The 18,237-nt window shown below is 71.8% G+C and carries 19 protein-coding genes and 1 pseudogene; 7 read left to right on the top strand and 13 right to left on the bottom strand.

Annotated elements, in window-relative coordinates; all coding sequences use genetic code 11:
- Nucleotides 1-74 precede the first annotated feature (74 nt).
- Nucleotides 75-686, top strand: a complete 612-nt coding sequence (locus tag ACZ6TD_RS04920; RefSeq protein ID WP_471351032.1) for a TetR/AcrR family transcriptional regulator — start codon at nt 75-77, stop codon at nt 684-686.
- 65 nt (nt 687-751) lie between these two features.
- Here the strand turns inward: ACZ6TD_RS04920 and ACZ6TD_RS04915 are convergent, their stop codons facing one another.
- The 4 genes from ACZ6TD_RS04915 to ACZ6TD_RS04900 all read right to left on the bottom strand — a co-directional run bounded on the left by ACZ6TD_RS04915 (nt 752) and on the right by ACZ6TD_RS04900 (nt 4,847).
- Nucleotides 752-1,774 carry a Gfo/Idh/MocA family protein gene (locus ACZ6TD_RS04915; protein ID WP_471351030.1) on the bottom strand — a complete coding sequence of 341 codons (1,023 nt, stop codon included), beginning with the start codon at nt 1,772-1,774 and terminating at the stop codon, nt 752-754.
- The gene (locus tag ACZ6TD_RS04910) at nt 1,771-2,775 is read right to left on the bottom strand and encodes a Gfo/Idh/MocA family protein (RefSeq protein WP_471351028.1); all 1,005 of its coding nucleotides are present in this window, start codon (nt 2,773-2,775) and stop codon (nt 1,771-1,773) included. The genes ACZ6TD_RS04915 and ACZ6TD_RS04910 overlap by 4 nt, the downstream gene beginning before the upstream one ends.
- A gap of 100 nt (nt 2,776-2,875) precedes the next feature.
- Nucleotides 2,876-3,652, bottom strand: a complete 777-nt coding sequence (locus tag ACZ6TD_RS04905) for an SDR family oxidoreductase (RefSeq protein WP_471351026.1) — start codon at nt 3,650-3,652, stop codon at nt 2,876-2,878.
- Between the two features lie 16 nt (nt 3,653-3,668).
- A complete protein-coding gene (locus ACZ6TD_RS04900) occupies nt 3,669-4,847 on the bottom strand; it encodes a phytanoyl-CoA dioxygenase family protein (RefSeq protein ID WP_471351024.1) in 1,179 nt (392 codons plus the stop codon).
- Nucleotides 4,848-4,955: 108 nt separating this feature from the next.
- Between ACZ6TD_RS04900 and ACZ6TD_RS04895 the strand changes: the two genes are divergently transcribed.
- The 3 genes from ACZ6TD_RS04895 (at nt 4,956) to ACZ6TD_RS04885 (ending at nt 7,262) form a co-directional block, all read left to right on the top strand.
- Nucleotides 4,956-5,987, top strand: coding sequence for a LacI family DNA-binding transcriptional regulator (locus ACZ6TD_RS04895; protein WP_471351022.1), 1,032 nt, complete (start codon nt 4,956-4,958; stop codon nt 5,985-5,987).
- 189 nt (nt 5,988-6,176) lie between these two features.
- Nucleotides 6,177-6,872: a DJ-1/PfpI family protein gene (locus ACZ6TD_RS04890; RefSeq protein ID WP_471351019.1), complete on the top strand. Its 696-nt coding sequence runs from the start codon at nt 6,177-6,179 to the stop codon at nt 6,870-6,872.
- A 69-nt stretch (nt 6,873-6,941) separates the two neighbouring features.
- Nucleotides 6,942-7,262, top strand: coding sequence for a hypothetical protein (locus tag ACZ6TD_RS04885; RefSeq protein ID WP_471351016.1), 321 nt, complete (start codon nt 6,942-6,944; stop codon nt 7,260-7,262).
- A gap of 59 nt (nt 7,263-7,321) precedes the next feature.
- On the opposite strand, the gene ACZ6TD_RS04880 is transcribed toward ACZ6TD_RS04885, so the two are convergent.
- From ACZ6TD_RS04880 to ACZ6TD_RS04850, 7 genes are all read right to left on the bottom strand, one after another.
- Nucleotides 7,322-8,452 (bottom strand): MBL fold metallo-hydrolase, encoded by a 1,131-nt coding sequence (locus tag ACZ6TD_RS04880; RefSeq protein WP_471351014.1) that lies wholly within the window; start codon nt 8,450-8,452, stop codon nt 7,322-7,324.
- 199 nt (nt 8,453-8,651) lie between these two features.
- Nucleotides 8,652-8,834, bottom strand: a complete 183-nt coding sequence (locus tag ACZ6TD_RS04875; RefSeq protein WP_471351012.1) for a hypothetical protein — start codon at nt 8,832-8,834, stop codon at nt 8,652-8,654.
- A 73-nt stretch (nt 8,835-8,907) separates the two neighbouring features.
- Nucleotides 8,908-9,969, bottom strand: a complete 1,062-nt coding sequence (locus ACZ6TD_RS04870) for an ABC transporter ATP-binding protein (RefSeq protein WP_471351010.1) — start codon at nt 9,967-9,969, stop codon at nt 8,908-8,910.
- Entirely contained in the window at nt 9,962-10,975 is a 1,014-nt protein-coding gene (locus ACZ6TD_RS04865; protein WP_471351008.1) for an ABC transporter ATP-binding protein, read from the bottom strand. Before ACZ6TD_RS04865 ends, ACZ6TD_RS04870 begins: the two co-directional genes overlap by 8 nt.
- Nucleotides 10,972-11,952, bottom strand: a complete 981-nt coding sequence (locus tag ACZ6TD_RS04860) for an ABC transporter permease (protein WP_471351006.1) — start codon at nt 11,950-11,952, stop codon at nt 10,972-10,974. Before ACZ6TD_RS04860 ends, ACZ6TD_RS04865 begins: the two co-directional genes overlap by 4 nt.
- 14 nt (nt 11,953-11,966) lie before the next feature.
- Nucleotides 11,967-12,896 carry an ABC transporter permease gene (locus tag ACZ6TD_RS04855; protein ID WP_256652188.1) on the bottom strand — a complete coding sequence of 310 codons (930 nt, stop codon included), beginning with the start codon at nt 12,894-12,896 and terminating at the stop codon, nt 11,967-11,969.
- Nucleotide 12,897: 1 nt separating this feature from the next.
- The gene (locus tag ACZ6TD_RS04850) at nt 12,898-14,412 is read right to left on the bottom strand and encodes an ABC transporter substrate-binding protein (RefSeq protein ID WP_471351003.1); all 1,515 of its coding nucleotides are present in this window, start codon (nt 14,410-14,412) and stop codon (nt 12,898-12,900) included.
- Between the two features lie 326 nt (nt 14,413-14,738).
- On the opposite strand from ACZ6TD_RS04850, the gene ACZ6TD_RS04845 reads away from it, so the two are divergent.
- Complete coding sequence (locus tag ACZ6TD_RS04845) at nt 14,739-15,788, top strand: 2-hydroxyacid dehydrogenase (RefSeq protein WP_471351000.1); 1,050 nt, start codon at nt 14,739-14,741, stop codon at nt 15,786-15,788.
- 55 nt (nt 15,789-15,843) lie between these two features.
- On the opposite strand, the gene ACZ6TD_RS04840 is transcribed toward ACZ6TD_RS04845, so the two are convergent.
- Entirely contained in the window at nt 15,844-16,356 is a 513-nt protein-coding gene (locus tag ACZ6TD_RS04840; protein ID WP_471358841.1) for an SDR family oxidoreductase, read from the bottom strand.
- A 41-nt stretch (nt 16,357-16,397) separates the two neighbouring features.
- Between ACZ6TD_RS04840 and ACZ6TD_RS04835 the strand changes: the two are divergent.
- A pseudogene (locus tag ACZ6TD_RS04835) lies at nt 16,398-16,670 on the top strand (winged helix-turn-helix transcriptional regulator); the annotation flags it as partial.
- A gap of 54 nt (nt 16,671-16,724) precedes the next feature.
- Nucleotides 16,725-17,780, top strand: coding sequence for a D-cysteine desulfhydrase family protein (locus ACZ6TD_RS04830; RefSeq protein WP_471350997.1), 1,056 nt, complete (start codon nt 16,725-16,727; stop codon nt 17,778-17,780).
- A 43-nt stretch (nt 17,781-17,823) separates the two neighbouring features.
- Here the strand turns inward: ACZ6TD_RS04830 and ACZ6TD_RS04825 are convergent, their stop codons facing one another.
- Nucleotides 17,824-18,123, bottom strand: coding sequence for a hypothetical protein (locus ACZ6TD_RS04825; RefSeq protein ID WP_471350994.1), 300 nt, complete (start codon nt 18,121-18,123; stop codon nt 17,824-17,826).
- Between the last annotated feature and the right edge of the window lie 114 nt (nt 18,124-18,237).

Below are 18,237 nucleotides of genomic sequence, written 5' to 3'. Positions count from 1 at the left end.
CTGTGCATGAAACTTAGCGGACAGCTGTCCGGTGAGCAAGGTCGGCGCTACGGCGAGGTCCGGAAGGAGGACGAGTGCGGGCAGAGAAGGACGCGCGTCTGCGCTCGGACGCGGCCGCGAACCGCGAGCGCATCCTGGAAGTGGCGCTGGCGGAGCTGACGCGCTCGGCGGACGTCCCGCTGAGCGCCATCGCGAAGAAGGCGGGCGTCGGGCAGGGCACGCTGTACCGCAACTTCCCCAGTCGCGAGGCCCTCGTTCTGGAGATCTACCGCCACGAGATGCGACAGGTGGCCGACACCGCGGCCGAGCTGTTGCGTACCCGGGCGCCGGATCAGGCGCTGCGGGAGTGGATGGGGCACCTCGCCCGGTTCGCCATGGCCAAGGCCGGACTCGCCGACGCGCTGCACAAGGCCATCAGCGCATCCTGCGGCCAGGAGAAACCGGGGCACGGCCAGATGACCGAGGCCGTGGCGCTCCTGCTGCGGGCCAACGAGGAGGTCGGCACCATCCGTCCGGGCGTCACCACCGACGACTTCCTGCTCGCCATCGCCGGCCTGTGGCAGATCGGCCCCGACGAGAACGGGCAGGCACGCGCCCGACGGCTGCTGGACCTGGTCATGGACGGGCTGCGCGCGGGCGCGCCCGGAGCGGCCGGGCCGGGGACGGCAGCCGACCCGGCGGGCTGAGCCCGGCCGGAGGCCACCGTCCGCCCACGGGCGGTGGCACTCCGTAGCGCGGGTTGTCTCGCGGATCAGCCCGGGACCGGAAGCGCGGTGCGGGGCCGGGGTGGGAACCCGGCGGCGCGGTAGCACGCGTCGATCAGCGACATGGTGGTCAGCGCGTCCTCCGCGTCCAGCGGAAGCGGTGTGCCGTGCCGCAGGTGCGCGGCGTACGCCTCCAGCTGGTAGGTGTACGAGGAGCGCTTGCCCAGCTCCTCGGTCCGCTCACCCGCGGACGTACGCACCACGACCCGGTCGTCCAGATGGGGCTGGACGAAGTTCATGGCCGTCGCCTCGCCGCGCGAGCCGATGACCCTGAAGCTCATCCGCCACTCCTCGTGTGCCATATGGCAGCGGGCGGATCCGGTGGCGCCGCCGGGGAAGGCCAGGTCCGCGTCCAGCCACTCGTCCACCTCCGGTGCGCCGTGCCGTGCGCCGCCCCGGGCGGCGACCAGGCGCGGGGGGCCACCGGCCCAGGGGGCGAGCGTGGCTTGCGCGTGCAGGCTGTAGCAGCCCAGGTCCATCAGGGCACCCCCGGCCAGGGGCAGGGACCAGCGGGGATCGGACCCGGGCGGGGCGGGCATGGCCATCATCGTCTCGACATGCCGCAGCTCCCCGAGCTCCCCGGAGCCGAGCAGCTCGTGGAGGCGGCGGGTGACGGGGTGGAAGAGGTAGTGGAAGCCCTCCATGAAGACGGTGCCCGCCTTCGCGGCGGCGTCGCGCACCTCGGCGGCCTCCTCGGCGTTGCTCGCCGAGGGCTTCTCGGTCAGTACGTGCTTGCCCGCGGCGAGGGCGGCGAGGTTCCACGGGCCGTGCAGGCTGTTGGCCAGCGGGTTGTAGACCACCTCCACATCGGGGTCGGCGATCACATCGGCGTAGGAGTCCAGGACGCGCTCGACGCCGTGCTCGGCGGCGAAGGCGTCGGCCCGGCCACGGGAGCGGGCGGCCACCGCGACGAGACGGTGGCCGCCCGCACGGGCGGGGCCGACGAGGGAGAGCTCGGAGATCCGGGCGGCGCCCAGGACCCCTATGCGCAGCGGCTCGGCTGTCGTCATGCCTTGCGTACCTCTTCCATGGTCACGGGGCGGTGTTCGCGCAACGAAAGCGTGCATGCCTCGGCGATCCAGCCGGCCTCGACGGCGTCGGCGACGGTGCAGGGGGAGGGCCGCAGACCCGCCGCGACCTCGGTGAAGGCGGTGAGCTCGGCCCGGTAGGCGGCGGCGAAGCGGTCCATGAAGAAGTGGTGCGGTGTGCCGCCGGGGAAGGTGGCGCCCGGTTCGACGGAGCGCAGCGGCAGCCTGTCCTCCAGGCCCGCGGCGACGCTGTCCGTCATGCCGTGGAGCTCCAGGCGGGCGTCGTAACCGCGGGGGTTGTGGCGGGTGTTGGAGACCACGGCGAGAGTGCCGTCGTCCAGGGTGAGGAGGGCGGAGGCGGTGTCCACGTCTCCGGCGGCCGCGATGTACTCGGCGCCGCGGTTGGCGCCGGTCGCGTAGACCTCGGTGACCTCGCGGCCGGTGATCCAGCGGACGGTGTCGAAGTCGTGCACGGCGCAGTCGCGGAAGATGCCGCCGGAGACGGCCACATAGGCGGCCGGGGGCGGCTCGGGGTCCAAGGTCGTGGACCGCACGGTGTGCAGCGGCCCGAGCTCACCGCTGACCACCGCCTCCCGCGCGGCCACGTACCCGGGGTCGAAGCGCCGGTTGTAGCCGATCTGGACCTCCACACCACTGCCCTCCACCACGCGGAGGACGTCGAGGCTCTCCTCGATCGTGCGCGCCACGGGCTTCTCGCAGAAGACCGGTGCGCCCGCCCGCACGGCGGCGACGATGAGCTCGGGGTGGGCGTCGGTGGCCGCGGCGATCACGACGCCGTCCACACCGGCGGCGAGTACGGCCTCCGGCGAGTCGACCGCGTGGGCGCCGAACCGCTCGGCGGCGGCGGTGGCGGCCGCGGCGACCGGGTCGGTGACCACGAGGGAGTCCACCGCGTCGAGCGTGGACAGGGTCTCGGCGTGGAAGGCGCCGATCCGGCCCAGGCCCATGATGCCGATACGCATGGGGAGTTGTGTCCCTTTCTGACGGTGCGGGTGCTGGTGGTGTGGCTGCTGGACGGTGTGGCTTCTGGACGGTGCCGGTTCTGACCGTGCGGCGCGGCGGTCAGCCGAGTCCGCCGAGGACGTTCTGGTCCCAGTCGATGACCGATCCGGTGACGACCCCGCTGCGGTCGGAGAGGAGGAGGACGACGAAATCGGCGATCTCGTCCACCTGGCCGAGCTTGCCCATCGGCTGTGCGCGGGCCGCCTCCTCCCGCCAGTCGTCGCCCGCGCCGTGGAAGGCGCGCTGGATGGCGTCCTCGCCCTCGGTGTCGGTCCAGCCCAGGTTGAGGCCGTTGACGCGGACGCGGTCCCAGCGGTGGGCGTGGGCGGCGTTGCGGGTCAGGCCCGCGAGCCCGGCCTTCGCGGCGGAGTACGGCGCCAGGAACGGATACCCGCCGTGTGCGCAGTTGGAGATGATGTTGACGATGGTGCCCGGGGCCTTCCGGGCCACCATGTCGGCGACGGCGGCCTGCATCGCGAAGAACGGGGCGCGCAGATTGATCGCGACATGTGCGTCGAAGAGCTCGGGCGTGGTGTCCAGCAGCGTCCCGCGCGAGGTGAGCCCGGCGGAGTTGACCAGGCAGTCGATCCTGCCGTGGGCCGCCACCACCCGTTCCACGCTGCCGCGTGCCTGCGCGGGATCGGCCAGGTCGGCGCGGAGGAAGGAGGCCGTGGCCCCCTGCGCGGCGAGCTTCCCGGCCAGCGACTCACCGGCGTCGGGGCGGCGTCCGGTGAACGCCACCGTGGCTCCTTCGCGGGCGGCGGCGCGGACGATGCCCGCGCCGATTCCCTGGCTGCCCCCGTTGACCAGGACGATCTTGTCCTGCACCAGTCCCATCAGCGGTCCGTCTCCTTCAGCTCTGGCGGCGCTCGGCGCCGGCCCGCAGTTCCGTACGCAGGGTGTCCGGGGTCCAGTCCCGTTCCAGGGCGCGCCGGAGGGTGTCGGCCTGGGAGTCCGGGGCGAGGCCGTCGACCGGCGGGTCGAGGTCGAGGTTGGTGGGGAAGGGGTAGCCCTCGGCGCAGGCCGCGACCACGTTGTGCAGCCAGTCCTCGGTGGCGCCTTCGGCCTTGCGCCGTCGCAGTACGGGGAAGACGGCGTTGACCACCGCCTCGCGGTCGACGGTCTCCATGGCGCGGCCGAAGGCGGAGGAGATCTGCAGCAGGTTCGCCATCCGCCGGATGTCCGCCGAGCGATTGTGTCCGGCGGCGTGGAAGAGCGCGGGGTTGAAGAAGACCGCGTCACCCGCCTCCAGCGGCAGTTGGACGTGGTGCTCGGCGAAGTAGGCCATGAACTCCGGGCGGCGCCAGGCCAGATAGCCGGGCTCGTACGCTTGCGAGTACGGCAGGTAGAGCGTCGGGCCGGACTCCACGGGCATGGCGCAGTGGGCCACGGCGCCCTGCAGGGTCAGCACGGGGGAGAGCCGGTGGACATGGGCCGGATAGGCCGCGGCCCGCGCCTCGGAGAGGAAGCCGAGGTGGTAGTCGCGGTGCACGCTCTGGGCCGCGCCACCCGGGTTGACCTGGTTGATCTGTGAGGTGACCTGGTAGCCGGGGCCGAGCCAGGCGGTGGCCACGAGGGCGATGAGGTCGTTGGCGTAGTAGTCGGCGAAGACCTCCGGTGCGCTCAGGGCCAGCTTCTCCAGCGCGTTCCACACCCGGTCGTTGGCGCCGGGTTCGGCGAAGTGGTCACCCCGGGCGGCGCCCGCCGCCCGTTCCCGCTCGATCAGCGCCGTGAACGCCTCGGTGGCCCGGTCCAGGACCGACGTGTCGGGGAAGGCCCCCTTGAACACCACGATGCCGGGGCCGTCCAGCAGGGTGTGGACCAGTTCCGCCTGTACCTCCCGGCGGCCGGGGGCCGTGGCGGCCCGGGCGCGCAGGCGGTCGCCGTCGTAGAGGGGGACGTGTCGCTCCACGGCGTCGGCACCGGGGTGGTCGCCGGGGTCGGTGGTCCGCTCGACCAGAGAGCGGAAGGCGTCGAGGGAGCAGTCGGCCTCACTGAGCCGGCCATGAGACCTCGGAGCGATGAGGGGCATTGCTTACCGGTCCTTCCCGTGGGCTGCGGCTTTCTGTCAGTGTTGTGATCGGCCGAGCATCGAGCAATCCTCAGCAGCCCATCAAAAACCCCTCAGGGAGGCGCGCCGATGGCCCATCCGTATCCCATCCGGGAGATCGCCCGGCAGGCGGGCCTGAGCGAGGCCACCGTGGACCGGGTGCTGAACAACCGGGGCGGGGTGCGCGAGAGCACCACCCGGGAGGTCCACCAGGCGATCGAGGACCTGGACCGGCAGCGCACCCAGGTCCGCATCGGCGGCCGCACCTTCATGATCGACATCGTGATGCAGGCGCCGGAGCGCTTCTCCTCGGCCGTCCGCGCCGCCCTGGAGGCGGAGCTGCCCTCGCTGCGCCCGGCGGTGATGCGGTCGCGTTTCCACTTCCGCGAGACCGGTCCGGTGGAGGAGCTGATCGCCACGCTGGACCGCATCGCCCGACGCGGCGGCTGCCAGGGGATCGTCCTGAAGGCGCCCGACGTCCCCGAGGTCACCGCGGCCGTCGGCCGGCTGGCCGCCTTCGGGCTACCGGTCGTGACCCTGGTGACCGACCTGCCCAGCAGCGCCCGCCGGTCCTACGTCGGCATCGACAACCGCGCCGCCGGAGCCACCGCCGCGTACCTCCTGGGCCAGTGGCTCGGCGACCGCCCCGGCAATGTGCTCACCACCATCAGCCGGGGGTTCTTCCGCGGCGAGGAGGAACGCGAGATGGGCTTCCGCAGCGCCCTGCGCAACGCCCACCCCGGGCGCACGCTCGTCGAGGTCACCGACAGCGACGGCCTGGACGCCACCCAGCGCGACCTGGTCCTGCGGGCGCTGCGACGCGACCCGGACATCCGGGCGGTCTACTCGATCGGCGGCGGCAACACCGCGACGATCCAAGCCTTCGAGGAACTCGGCCGCGGCTACGAGGTGTTCATCGCCCACGACCTCGACCACGACAACACCCGGCTGCTGCGCGAGCGCCGGCTGTCCGCGGTGCTCCACCACGACCTGCGCCAGGACATGCGCCGCGCCTGCCAGATCATCATGCGGGCCCACGGAGCCCTTCCCGACGACGGCCCCTCCCTGCCCTCGCCCATCCAGGTCGTCACGCCGTACAACATGCCGCCCGACGCGGCCTGAGACGCCTGATCGCGGCACCTTCCGGGCACCCGTCGGCACCCTCAGGGCACCCGTCGGCACCCTCAGGTCCGCTTGGCGAGATCCCGTTGCACCATGTCACTCGTGCCACTGGGAGCCGTTTCCGCCCTCGCATAGCGTCGGAACAGGGCCAGACAGGCTGGCCATCACCGCACGTGAGGGAACATCTTCATGCTCGCCCAAATCGTCCTGTTCGACGGCTTCGACCTCCTCGATGTGCTCGCCCCCTACGAAGTGCTGCACGCCGGTGGCATGGCTTCCGGAGGAGCGCTGCGCGCGGAGCTGGTGTCCGCCGAGGGGCCGCGTGAGGTGGTGAGCGGGGTCGGCGGCGTACCGCTGCGCGCCACGGGCGCGCTGGACCCCTCGAGGGCGGACCTGGTGGTGGTCCCCGGTGCCGCCGGCCGTGTCGGAGAGCCCGGCGAGGTCCCCGACCACGACGCGGACGCGGACGCGGGCGAGCGGCGGGAGGACGAGCTCATCCCCGTCCTGCTGGGCCGCACCCTGAACACCGACCTGCCGGGGCTGCTGAAGGCCGCCATGGACCGACCGGAGGTGACCGTCGCCACGGTGTGCGGCGGCTCGCTCGTGCTGGCCATGGCCGGTCTGCTGGAAGGCCGCTACGCCACCACCCACCACATGGGCCTGGACATGCTGGACGCCACCGGCGTCAACGCGGTCAGGGCCCGCGTCGTCGACGACGGCGACCTCGTCACCGGCGCCGGTGTCACCTCCGGGCTCGATCTGGGCCTGTACCTGCTGGAGCGCGAGGTGGGGCCGCAGATCGCCCATGCCGTCGAGGAACTGTTCGCCTACGAGCGCCGTGGCACCCCCTGGCGCCACCACGGGCCGTCGCCCGTCGCCGTGTGACCTCACCGCCCCAGCGCGATTCGCCCCTCCCGCCGTAAGCCCCGACCCACCGTAAGGAAGCACATCACCATGTCCGTCGAAGGCACCTGGGATCTGTCCATCTCCACACCCATCGGCCGGATCAAGGCCGTGATCGAACTCCGTAATGAGGGCGGCCGCCTCACCGGTACGGCCCACGGCGCGGGAGAGGAGGTCCCGCTGGCCGATGTGGCGCTCGACGGTGACCAGCTCACCTGGCGTCAGGCCATCACCAGGCCGATGCGTCTGAACCTCGCGTTCACGATGACCGTCGAGGGCGAGACGATGACCGGCACCTCCAAGGCCGGGCGGCTGCCCTCCTCCAAGGTCACCGGACAGCGCCGCGCCGTCCCCGTGGCAGCGGAGGGCTGACCGAACACGCCTGTGAGGGAACCGGGCCGATGGCCCGGTTCCCTTGCGCGTTCCCCCGGTCAGCGGCGCACCGCGAGGCTCATGAGATCGGCACCCACGATCAAGCGGCCCGAGTAGCCCTTCTGGGCCAGCCGCCAGCGGCCGACCTCGTTGTTGGCGGGGACGAGATGGGTGAGCACGAGATTGCGGGCGCCGGCCGCCTCGGCCACGTCCCGGCCCACCTGCTCGATGGTGGTGTGCGAGGCGAGGAGGTGTTCGCGCAGCGCGTTCGCCTGTTCGGGCGGCAATCGCGAGACGGTCTGGTCGACATATCGCTTATCGATCACTTCGTGCACGAGGTAGTCGGTCCCGTGTGCGAGGTCGATGAGGTTCGGGGTGACCGTGGTGTCGCCGGAGACCACCACGGACCCGTCGGGGGTGTCGAACCGGTAGGCGAAGGCCGGGGCCGTGGGGTGGTGGTCGACCAGGGTCGCGGTGACGCGGACCTCGCCGTCCTCCCACACCGGAATCGGTCCACTCAGACGGGGTGGCTTTCCGGCGGCGTCGACCTCCCATACCCCGGTCAGGTCGATGTCCCGCAGGTCGAACACGCCCGAGGGATCGGGGGTGGCGCTGTCGCGCGCCCGGTCGTTCAGATCCGCCGCGAACGCCTGGCGCAGATACGACGTCATGGCCGAGATGCCGGGCATGGGGTCATCGGGATTCACGATCGGGGGCTCGGCGGACCCGGGCGGGAAAACCCGCGGCAATTCGGCACGTCGGCCCGGGCCGAACACGCGAATCGGCGGTTGCGTACGCCCGATGGAATTGAAGGCGGCCGTGGCGTACAGCGAAGGCCAGTCGACCATGTGGTCGCTGTGCAGATGGGTGAAGAAGATCCCGCGCACATTGGCCAGCAGATTGCCCTGCCCGGCCGGGTCGAGACCGGCCTGCCCCAGCCGCCGATACGACCCCACGCCGAGGTCCACGACATAGACCCGATCCTCGTGGACCACGGCCGTGGACACACCCGCGCGACCGGGATCGAACATGGACGGACCGCCGGCGGTGCCGAGCAGGACGACACGGGTCCGGCCCGCTTCGCGCGGCGTCGCCGCGGCGGTGGTCAGCGCCCCGCTCGTCGACAGGGCGGCCGTGGCGGAGGCCCCGGCCAGGAGGGACAGAACACGGCGCCGATTCGTATGCGCCAAACCGCCAAGGCGATTCTCGGGTTTCGGAATTCCGTCGCTGCCGACATTTTCCGGCGGAGCCTCGGGCATGGGGGAAATACCTTTCGCTGGCGAACGCGTATGTGGCGTCCGGGAGATGAGCGAAATCGAGGCTAGACGGGCTGTTCGGGCGCAGGAAGAAGCGGCAGTGCCAACTTTCAACGGAAAAGTGCCGCCCGGTTCAGACGAATTGCCGGACCACCAGCACGGTCGTGTGCACCGCCCCCGTCGCCGCCAGGGTGGCCAGACTCATCACCGAACCGGCCAGGAAGAACCCGCTCATCGCGGCGCGCCGCCGCGGTCCGCTCAGGCGCTGCCAGACCATGGCCATCGGCGGCCCCCCGATGGCGGTCGCCGTGCCCATCAGCCCCGACATCAGACCTGGAGCAGCGCCCCGACCGCCACCGTGATGAAGAGCGGGGTGAACTCCGGCGGGCTCATGCTTCCGTCGGCCCGGTGCCCAGCGGGAAGTGACACAGCCCCTCATGCGGCTCCCGCCCGCTGTCCGCCGTGCCGTCGCGGACCACGACAGGAGGGGCGAGCTCGGCGCACCGGGCCTCGCTCTTCCAGCAGCGGGTGCGGAACCGGCAGCCCGACGGGATGTCGTACGGGGACGGGATCTCCCCGCGCAGCTGGATCTCGTCGTCCTGGGCCCGCCCGGAGACGTCGAGCGTGGGCGCGGCGGACATCAGGGCGGCGGTGTAGGGGTGCACGGGTCGGTCGAAGACGTCCTCGGTGGGGCCGTGCTCGATGACCTTGCCCAGGTACATCACCGTCACCCGGTCGGAGACATGCCTGACCACGGAGAGGTCATGGGAGATGAAGACGTAGGAGACACCGAGCCGTTCCCGCAACTCGGAGAGCACGTTGAGCACTTGGGCCTGCACCGACAGGTCCAGCGCGGACACGGGCTCGTCGCACACGATGAGGTCGGGGTCGAGCGCCAGCGCGCGGGCGATGCCGATGCGCTGCCGCTGCCCGCCGGAGAACTCGTTCGGGTAGCGGTCGGCGTCGCTCTCCCGCAGCCCGACGAGGGACAGCAGCTCACGGACCCGTCGCTCCCGCGCCGGTGCCGTGGGCACGATGTCGCGGTGGGTGCGCCACGGCTCGCCGATGAGGTCGGCCGCGGACATCCGGGCGTTGAGCGAGGCGAAGGGGTCCTGGAACACCATCTGCACCCGGCGTCGCCAGGCCAGCAGTTCCTTGCCCTTGAGGGTGAACGGATCGGTGCCGTCGAAGCGCACGGTGCCCGAGTCCGGCCGCTCCAGCCCGAGCACCACCCTGGCCAGCGTCGACTTGCCACATCCGGACTCGCCCACCAGCCCGAGCGTCTGCCCCCGCTCGACCCGCACATCGACGCCGTCGAGCGCGGTCAGGCGCAGGCGGCCATGGCCGAACGACTTGGTCACGCCGCGGACCTCGAGCAGCGGCGGGGGAGTGGCCGAGCCATCGGCCCGCGGGTCGGCGGCGGTGGCGTCGGTGAGGGGCGTCTCAGGCACGGTCGAGCTCCTCGGAGAAGTGGCAGGCGGCCGAACGCGAGGCCCCGACGGACATCAGACGGGGGCGCTCCTGGGCGCAGCGCTCCTGGGCCAGCGGACATCTGGCCTGGAAGACACAGCCGGACGGGACCGCGCTGAGCTCGGGCGGGCTCCCCGGTACGGCGGGCAACGGACGGCCCCTGACGGCGTGTTCGGGGACCGAGTCGAGCAACCCCTTGGTGTAGGGGTGGCGGGGGCGGGAGAACACCTCCGCCACCGGTCCGGTCTCCACCACATTGCCCGCGTACATCACCACGACATCGTCGGCGCGCTGGGCCACCACCGCCAGATCGTGGGTGATCAGCACCAGCGCCATGTCCCGCTCGGTCTGCAGGTCCCGCAGCAGCCGCATGATCTGCGCCTGCACGGTGACATCCAGCGCGGTCGTGGGCTCGTCGGCGATGAGCACATCGGGGTCCAGCGCGACGGCCATCGCGATCAGCAGCCGCTGGCGCATACCGCCGGAGAACTGATGCGGATACGCGCGGGCCCGCAGCCGGGGCTCGGGGATTCCGACGCGGGTCATCAGCTCGACCGCCTTCTCCCGGGCATCGCGGCGCGACATCCCGCGATGGATGCGGAACGGCTCGGCGAGCTGCCTGCCGACCGGCTGTACGGGGTTGAGCGCGGTCAGCGCGTCCTGGAAGACGATCGACAGCACGGGACCGGCGAGCTTTCTGCGCCCCGCCTGGCCCAGCCGCAGCACATCGGTGCCGGACACCTTCACGGATCCGCCCGTCACCTCGGCCGTCGGGTCGAGCAGACCGACGACGGACAGCGCGGTCATCGACTTCCCACAGCCGGACTCGCCCAGCAGCGCCAGCGTGCGCCCCTTGCGCACCTGGAAGCCGACGCCGTTCACCGCCCGGACGGTCCCGGAGGGAGTGCGCAAGTCGACACAGAGCCCCTCGACTTCGAGCGCGGGGCTGCCGGTCCCGGCGGGCGCGGGCGGGGTGGAGGACTTCACGCGATCATCTCCGAGGGAACAGCGGCCCGGTTGCCGCGCCGCTTCCTGGGCAACGTCAGACGCCAGCGCTGGGCCGGGTCGGTGGCCAGGCGGACCCAGGCGGCGAGCACCGTGGCCGACACCGTGGTGAGCACGATCGCCACACCCGGCAGCACGGCGATCCACCAGGCCGTCTGGAGGTACTGGCGCCCTTGCGCCACCATCAGCCCCCAGCTCACATCGGGCGGCTGGATGCCGATGCCGAGGAAGCTCAAGGACGACTCGGTCAGCATGACGAAACAGAAGTCGAGCGTGGCCACGGTCAGCAGCGTCGGCAGCGCGATCGGCAGAATGTGCCGGTAGATGATGTTCCGGCTCGGTGTGCCGAAGGTCCGTGCCGCGTCCACGAACAGACGGCTCCTCAGCTCGGCCGCCTCCGCGCGGGCGGTGCGCAGATAGACCGGGACGCGCGCGATGGCGAGGATCAGCACGATGTTCATCGCGCTGGGCGCGAAGACATACAGCACGACCACCGCGATCAGCAGCGACGGGAAGCTGAGGATGACATCGGCGACCCGCATCGCGACGTTCTCGCGCATGCCCCCGTGGTATCCGGCCCACAACCCCAGCGCCGAGCCGATCAGCAGCGAGCACAGCACCGCGGGCACCGCGACGGACAGCGTCGTCCCGGCGGCGTCCACCAGCCGGGCCACCACGCTGCGCCCCAGCACATCCGTGCCGAGCAGCCCGTAGAAGCCGTGGTCGAGGGAGGGCGGGCGCAGCGAGGCGCGCAGATCCTGCCGTACGGCTCGGTCCCCGATGAACAGCCGGCCGAACAGCGCGACGAGGAACACCCCGGTGAGGATGACGGCCGCGACGGCCGCGGCCCGGTCCCGGCCGAGCAGCAGCCACCAGCGGGGCGGGCGTGGGCGCGACGGGACGGCTGCCGCGCCGGAGGGCCGGTCGGCGGGGGCGGTGGGCTCGGCGGGGTCGGTCATGGTGGCTCCTTCGCTCACGCCGGCACCGCCTGGCGCACTCGGGGGTCGATCAGGGCGTGGCAGACGTCGACGAGGATGTTCAGCGCGAAGATCGTCACCGCCGTGAGCAGGACAGCGGCCTGCAACACCGCGAAGTCGCGCTGCAGAATCGAGTCGATCATGAGCTTGCCGATCCCGGGCCAGCCGAAGATCGTCTCCACCACCACCGCACCGTTGACCAGACCGACGGTGAGATCCCCGGCCACGGTCAGCACCGGCGTGATGGAGTTGCGCAGGGCGTGCCCGAACACCACGCGCTTGGGGTCGGCTCCCTTGCTGCGCGCGACCTTCACATACGGCGCGGAGAGCGCGCCGACCATGCTGCCGCGGACCACCTGCACCAGCACCCCGAACGGGCGGATCAGCAGGGTGGCGATGGGCAGCACCCAGATCTCCGGGCCGCCCAGGGTGCCGGAGGTCGGCAGCCAGTCCAGCCCCACTCCGAAGACCAGCACCCCCACGATCGCGAACCAGAAGTCGGGGATGCTGGCCGCCGTCATCGACAGCAGACCGGCGATCCGGTCGATGAGCGAGTTGGGCCGGTAGGCGGCGAGGCTTCCGACCAGCAGCGCCCCGAGGATCGCCAGGAGCATGGTCATCCCGGCGAGTTGGAGCGTGACGGGGAATGCCTTGAGCACCATCGACCCGGCCGACTCCCCGGTGCGCAGCGAGGTGCCGAAGTCGAGTCGCGCGGCGTTGGTGAGGTAGTCCCACAGCTGCACCGGAATGGAGTCGTCGAAGCCGTGCGCGGCGGAGAACTCCGCGCGTTGCTGCGGGGTGGCGCTCAGCGGGAGGTAGAGATCGACGGGGTTGCCGGTGAGACGGGCCAGGCAGAACACGCCCAGCACCACGAACACCAGGGGGATCGCGCTGGAGATGACGCGCTTGCGCAGGAAGGACGTCATCTCAGTGCCTCCCCGCCTTCGCCGGGCCGACCTCGGCCAGCCGCATCTCGTCTCCGGTGGCGGAGTCCGGCCGGTACCGCACCTTCGGCGACAGCCCCAGCAGCCCGCGCATATGGGCCACATAGGCGTACTGCGCGACCGTCTCGTTCTGGTAGCCGAGCACCTCGGCGAACGCCTTCTGCCGGGCCTTGCCGGACAGCGCGTCCGCCGCGGCGATGCGCCGGTCGAGCTCCTTGGTGCCGAAGGTGGACTGCGGGCCGTCGCTCACCAGGTATTGACTCGTGGTGAACGCCGCGTCCCCGGCCTGGTTGCCGTGCATGATCAGCAGCGCGACCGGCCCGACGTCACGGGGCAGCGGACGCAGTTGGTACTGAAGGTGGGTGGCGGTGTCCGCCATGCGAATCCTCACGTTCAGCCCCACCCGTGCCATCTCGTACTGCAGGGCTTCGGCCACTTCCGAGATCCCGGCGAACATGCCGTTGCGCGCCACGAGGGTGATCCGCCGGTGCACGGGGACGCCGTCGTCGGCCGCCTGTTTCACCAGCGCGCGGGCGGCGGCGACCTTGTACGGAGCGGGGGCGAGGTCGTCGTTGTGGCCCACCACGCCGGGCGGGACGAGTTGTGCGGCGGGCTTGGCCAGTCCGCCGAGAAGCGCGTCGATGATGCCCTTGCGGTCGACGGCCATGCCGATCGCCTTGCGTACCCGGATGTCGTTGAGCGGCGCCTCGCGGCCGTCCAGACGCAGAGCGGTGGTCTCGTTGTTGGGGTAGGCCACGGTGTTGCCCTTGTCGGCGCTGGTGTGGTCCAGCGCCGTCGCGATGTCGGCCTCGCCCTTGTCGATCATCGCGGCACGGACGCTGGCGTCGCTGCGCCAGACGTACCGGGCCCGGGGGTAGGCGGGCGCCTCCCCCCAGTACTTCTCGTTGCGGGCGAGGGAGATGGAGACACCGGTCTGCCATGACGTGACGGCGTAGGGGCCGGTCCCGATCGGTATCCGCACCTTGGCCTTGGTGCTGGTGGTGCGCGGCACGATCTCGACGAAACTGAGGCGCAACGGGAGGATGGGGTCGGTCTTCTCGGTGGTGACGGTCAGCCGGGTGGGGCTGACCGCGCGCACGTCGAGCTTCTCGTCGCCGAAGACGTAGCCGTCCACGTTGCAGGCGAGATCGGAGTTGACGGCGCGGTCGATGGAGAAGGCGGCGTCCTTCGCCGTGAACGGCTGCCCGTTCTGGAAGGTCACACCGGGGCGGATGTCGAAGGCCCATGTCGTGGGCTTGGTCTGCCGCCAGCCGGTCGCCAGCAGCGGATCCAGCTTCCCCGAGGTGGGGTCCCGTTCCACCAGCGGCTCGGTGATGTTGGAGCGGACGACGACACCGGTCGCGGTCAGCGATGACTCGCAGGGCTCCAGCGTCGGGGGCTCCTGGGTGAGGACGACTCGCAGGGTGTGGCCGTCCGCGCTGCCGGCGTCACCCGCCGCGTCACTGTTCGCCACGGCGCACGCGCTGGTCAGCAGCATCGTGCCGGTCGTGAGAAGGGCGAGAACTGTAGGGGCCCGGCCCCGTTCCCGGCGCGGGCTGGAGGGTACGGAGGACTTCATCGTCGGCGTATCTCCGAGGGTGCTGGCGGGTTGCCGCCCGAGAACGACAGTCGACATGGCTGTCTACACTTACGTACCCGGTCTGCATTTGTGGACGCTGAAGCTAAACTGGAGGTGCCGGGGCGTCAAGGGATCTGACAACAGCCGCAGGTGAGACGCCCCTTGGCCGGGGCTTCCCGATCATTGACAGCCTCATGGGGCACGTGCACGAATGAAGACAGCGCCTATATATGAGGACGGTAGTCATGGCCAGGACGGCTGCCCCCGGTGGTGACCGAGGGATGCGCATCATGCTCAACCACCGGATTCTGAGCAGGTTCGGCGAGCGGCTGAGGGAGCGGACCGAGGACCGGCACGAGTGGCTGGACGTCTGCGACTGGGACGCGGCGCGGATCGCCGACGCCATCGCCTCCGTCGATGTGTACGTGGGCTCACGGCTCACCGAGGACCATGCGCGCCGGGCCCGGCGGCTCCGCCTCGTCCACGTGGTCGGCGCGGGCTACGACGGCATCCCCCTGGAGGCGTTGGGGCCGGATGTGACCGTGGCGAACACCTTCCACCACGGCGCGTCGATCGCCGAACACGTCCTGATGTGCGTGCTGATGCTGTCCCGGCGGGTGCTCGCCGCCGACCGGGAGCTGCGGGCCGGACGCTGGCGGAACGTGGCCGTCGATGACACGCTGCCCTTCGGGGACACCCTGCGGGGCCGCCGTGTCGGCGTCATCGGCTTCGGTGAGACGGGGCGGGAGGTCGGGCGGCTGTGCCAGGCGGTCGGCCTGGGCGTACGGGCCGTGCGCCGCGACCCGTCCGTACCGCTGCCGGACGATCTGCGCCCCGACTGGGTGGGCGGCACGGACCGGCTCCCGGAACTGCTGGCGGACTCCGACATCGTCGTGGTGACCGTGCCGCTGAGCCCCGCGACCCGCGGGCTGATCGGCCCGGCCGAACTCGCCGCGATGGGCCCGCGGTCCCTCCTGGTCAATGTCGCCCGTGGCCCGGTCGTGCAGGAGGAGGCGCTGTACGAGGCGCTGTCGGCGGGCACCATCGCCGGGGCCGCCCTCGATGTGTGGTGGGCCGGGCCGCCCCACGCGCCGAGCCGTCTGCCGTTCCACGCGCTGCCCAATGTGGTGATGACACCGCACAACTCGGGCCACACGGAGGAGACGTTCGCCGCCCGGGCCACGGAGATCGCGGCCAACATCAACCGCCTGGAAGCGGGGAGCCCGCTCAGCAATGTGGTGCGCGCCGGCCGGGTGAGCGCAGTGCCCGGCGGCCCCGCGGTGGAGAGCGTCTGACGCGGCTCAGGGGGCGATGGTGGGAGTCCCGGCCGGTTCTCGGAGGGGACGGTCCTCAGAGGGTGGGTACGGTGCCGCCGTCGATGACGTGCTCGGCGCCGACGATGGCGGAGGCCCGGTCGGAGACGAGGAAGGCGACGAGTTCGGCGACCTCTTCGGGCCGGTTGGGACGCCCGAGGGGGATGCCGCCGAGGGAGTCCATGAGCGATGCCAGGGCGGATTCCCGGTCACCGGTCCGCTCGGCGATGCGGTCGATGAGCGCGTCGGCCGCGCTGGTCCGGATGAACCCGGGGGACACCGTGTTCACCCGCACACCGAGCGGTGCCACCTGGTTGGCCAGACCCTCGGACATCGTCTCGAAGCCACCGGCGGGCGCGGCCGAGCCGCCGAGCGTATGGACCAGGATGTCCGTGCCACCCAGCCGTCGCCGCGCCTCCCGCGCGATGTGTTCGGCGCCTTCCGGTGTGGTCAGGTCGGCGCCCACGAAGTCGTCGTCGGGGACGTCCTCTGGTTGGGAGCGGGCGGTGGCCAGTACGGTCGCACCGGCCGTCCGCAGCCGGGCCGCGATCGCGTAGCAGTAACTCGGGAGGGTGCCGCAATGGCAAGCCGGATCAGGCTCGTTCGCTGCGGCCGGTGGTCGTCGCGCTGGCCGCCTGGGGCAATCAGCACCTCGCGCCGGAGGAGCGCGCCATGATCCTGGTCGACGCCCGGACCGGCGAGGAGGCCGAGCCCGTCGTGGTGGACGCGCGCACCGGCCGAAGCCTCGACGACAGCGAGATGTACGTGTTCACCGCGGGTCCGGCCGCGAGCGAGGCGATGCGCGCCCGCTATGCCGAACTCGAGCGGCGGCGACCCGCGCCCAGCTCTCCCGCGTCCGAGTAGAGACGCACCGTTGCTCCCACCCGGACATCCCTCAGCGCAGCGAAGGCGGCCATCGTGTCGGAAGAGCGTCAGCACACCACGCAGGATCAGGGCATCACCCAGGGTCAGGACATCACGCCGGGCCAGGACATCACGCGGGCCGAGTTGATGAGCCGGCCCACACCGCTGGAGGCCGCGCCACGCCTGGCCCGTGCCATCGGGCTGGAGCCCGACGACCTGTGGGTCAAGCGCGACGATCTGATCGGGCTGGGCGGCGGGGGCAACAAGGTCCGCAAGCTGGAGTGGACGGCCGGGGCCGCCCGCGCCGAGGGCGCCACCACGCTGGTGACCAGCGGGGCCGCCCAGAGCAACCACGCCCGTCTGACGGCCGCGGCCGGGGCCCGGCTGGGCATGGACGTGGTCCTCGTCCTCGCCGGTGCGCCGAGCGAGGGCATGACCGGCAACATCGCGCTCGACGGTCTCTTCGGCGCCCACGTCGTATGGGTGGGCGAGGCGAGCGAGGTGGAACTCGCGGCGGCCGTCGAGGACGTGGCCCGCGACCTGCGCGAGCGGGGCGCCCGGCCCGCGGTGATCCCCTTCGGCGGCTCCAGTGTGCTGGGCGCCCGGGGTTATGCCGCGGCGGGGACGGAACTCCTGGTGCAGGACCCGGACCTGGCCACGGCGGTGGTGGCGGTCGGATCGGGCGGCACCATGGCCGGGCTCGTCCACGCCCTCGGGGCCGAGCGGGTGCTGGGGGTGCACTGCGGAGCCGTCGCCGATCCCGAGCACACCGTCCGCCACCTGGTCGAGGGGCTGGCCGGACAGCCCGCGGCCACCTCCCTGCGGCTGCGCCTGGACCAGGTCGGGCCCGGCTACTCCGCGCTCACCGAACCGGTCATGGACGCCATCACCACGGCGGCCCGCACCGAAGGCATCGTCCTCGACCCCGTGTACACCGGCCGTGCCCTGGCCGGTCTCATCGCGGCCGTCCACGACGGCCAGGTGCGCCCCGGACAGCGCACGGTCTTCGTGCACACGGGCGGACTGCCGGGCCTGTTCGGGCACAGCGAGACCCTGGAGCGGGCGCGTTCCGCCGTGGCCGACACCGCCGTGCGGTGGCCCCGCGGCTGAGCGTCGCACCGGCTCGGCCCCGGTGTGCTGGAACGACCCGGTGTCACTCCGCGCGGGACTCCGCTCCCTCCCCGGAGGCGGCGGCGTCCGGCGACGGGTCGGCCGGGACTTCCCGCACGGTGGCGAGCCCGGGCGGAAGCCGGTGGCGGAACGGATGCACGGTGCGTTCGCTGCGCCGCCCCTTCCAGGCGGTGCAGCCGATGGCGACGGGCCGGCGGTCCCGCGCGGCCTCCGCGAGCATCAGCAGCACGCTCGTCTCCGGGATGGCCATGGGGCGGGCCTGGGCGGTGAAAGCCGCCTGGTGTTCATCGACAGCGGACCGCTGCCGGACGGGATGTCCCACCCGGAGTTCACCCCGCCGGAGGAGCGGTCGCGCAACGCCGAACTGGTCCGCGCGGAGGGCACGCCCCCCTTCATGGCCGGCCCTGCCATCAGCCTTCCCGGACCAAGAGTGATC

This window comes from Streptomyces yongxingensis (assembly GCF_055597465.1).
This window is presented reverse-complemented; position numbering and strand designations above follow the sequence as displayed.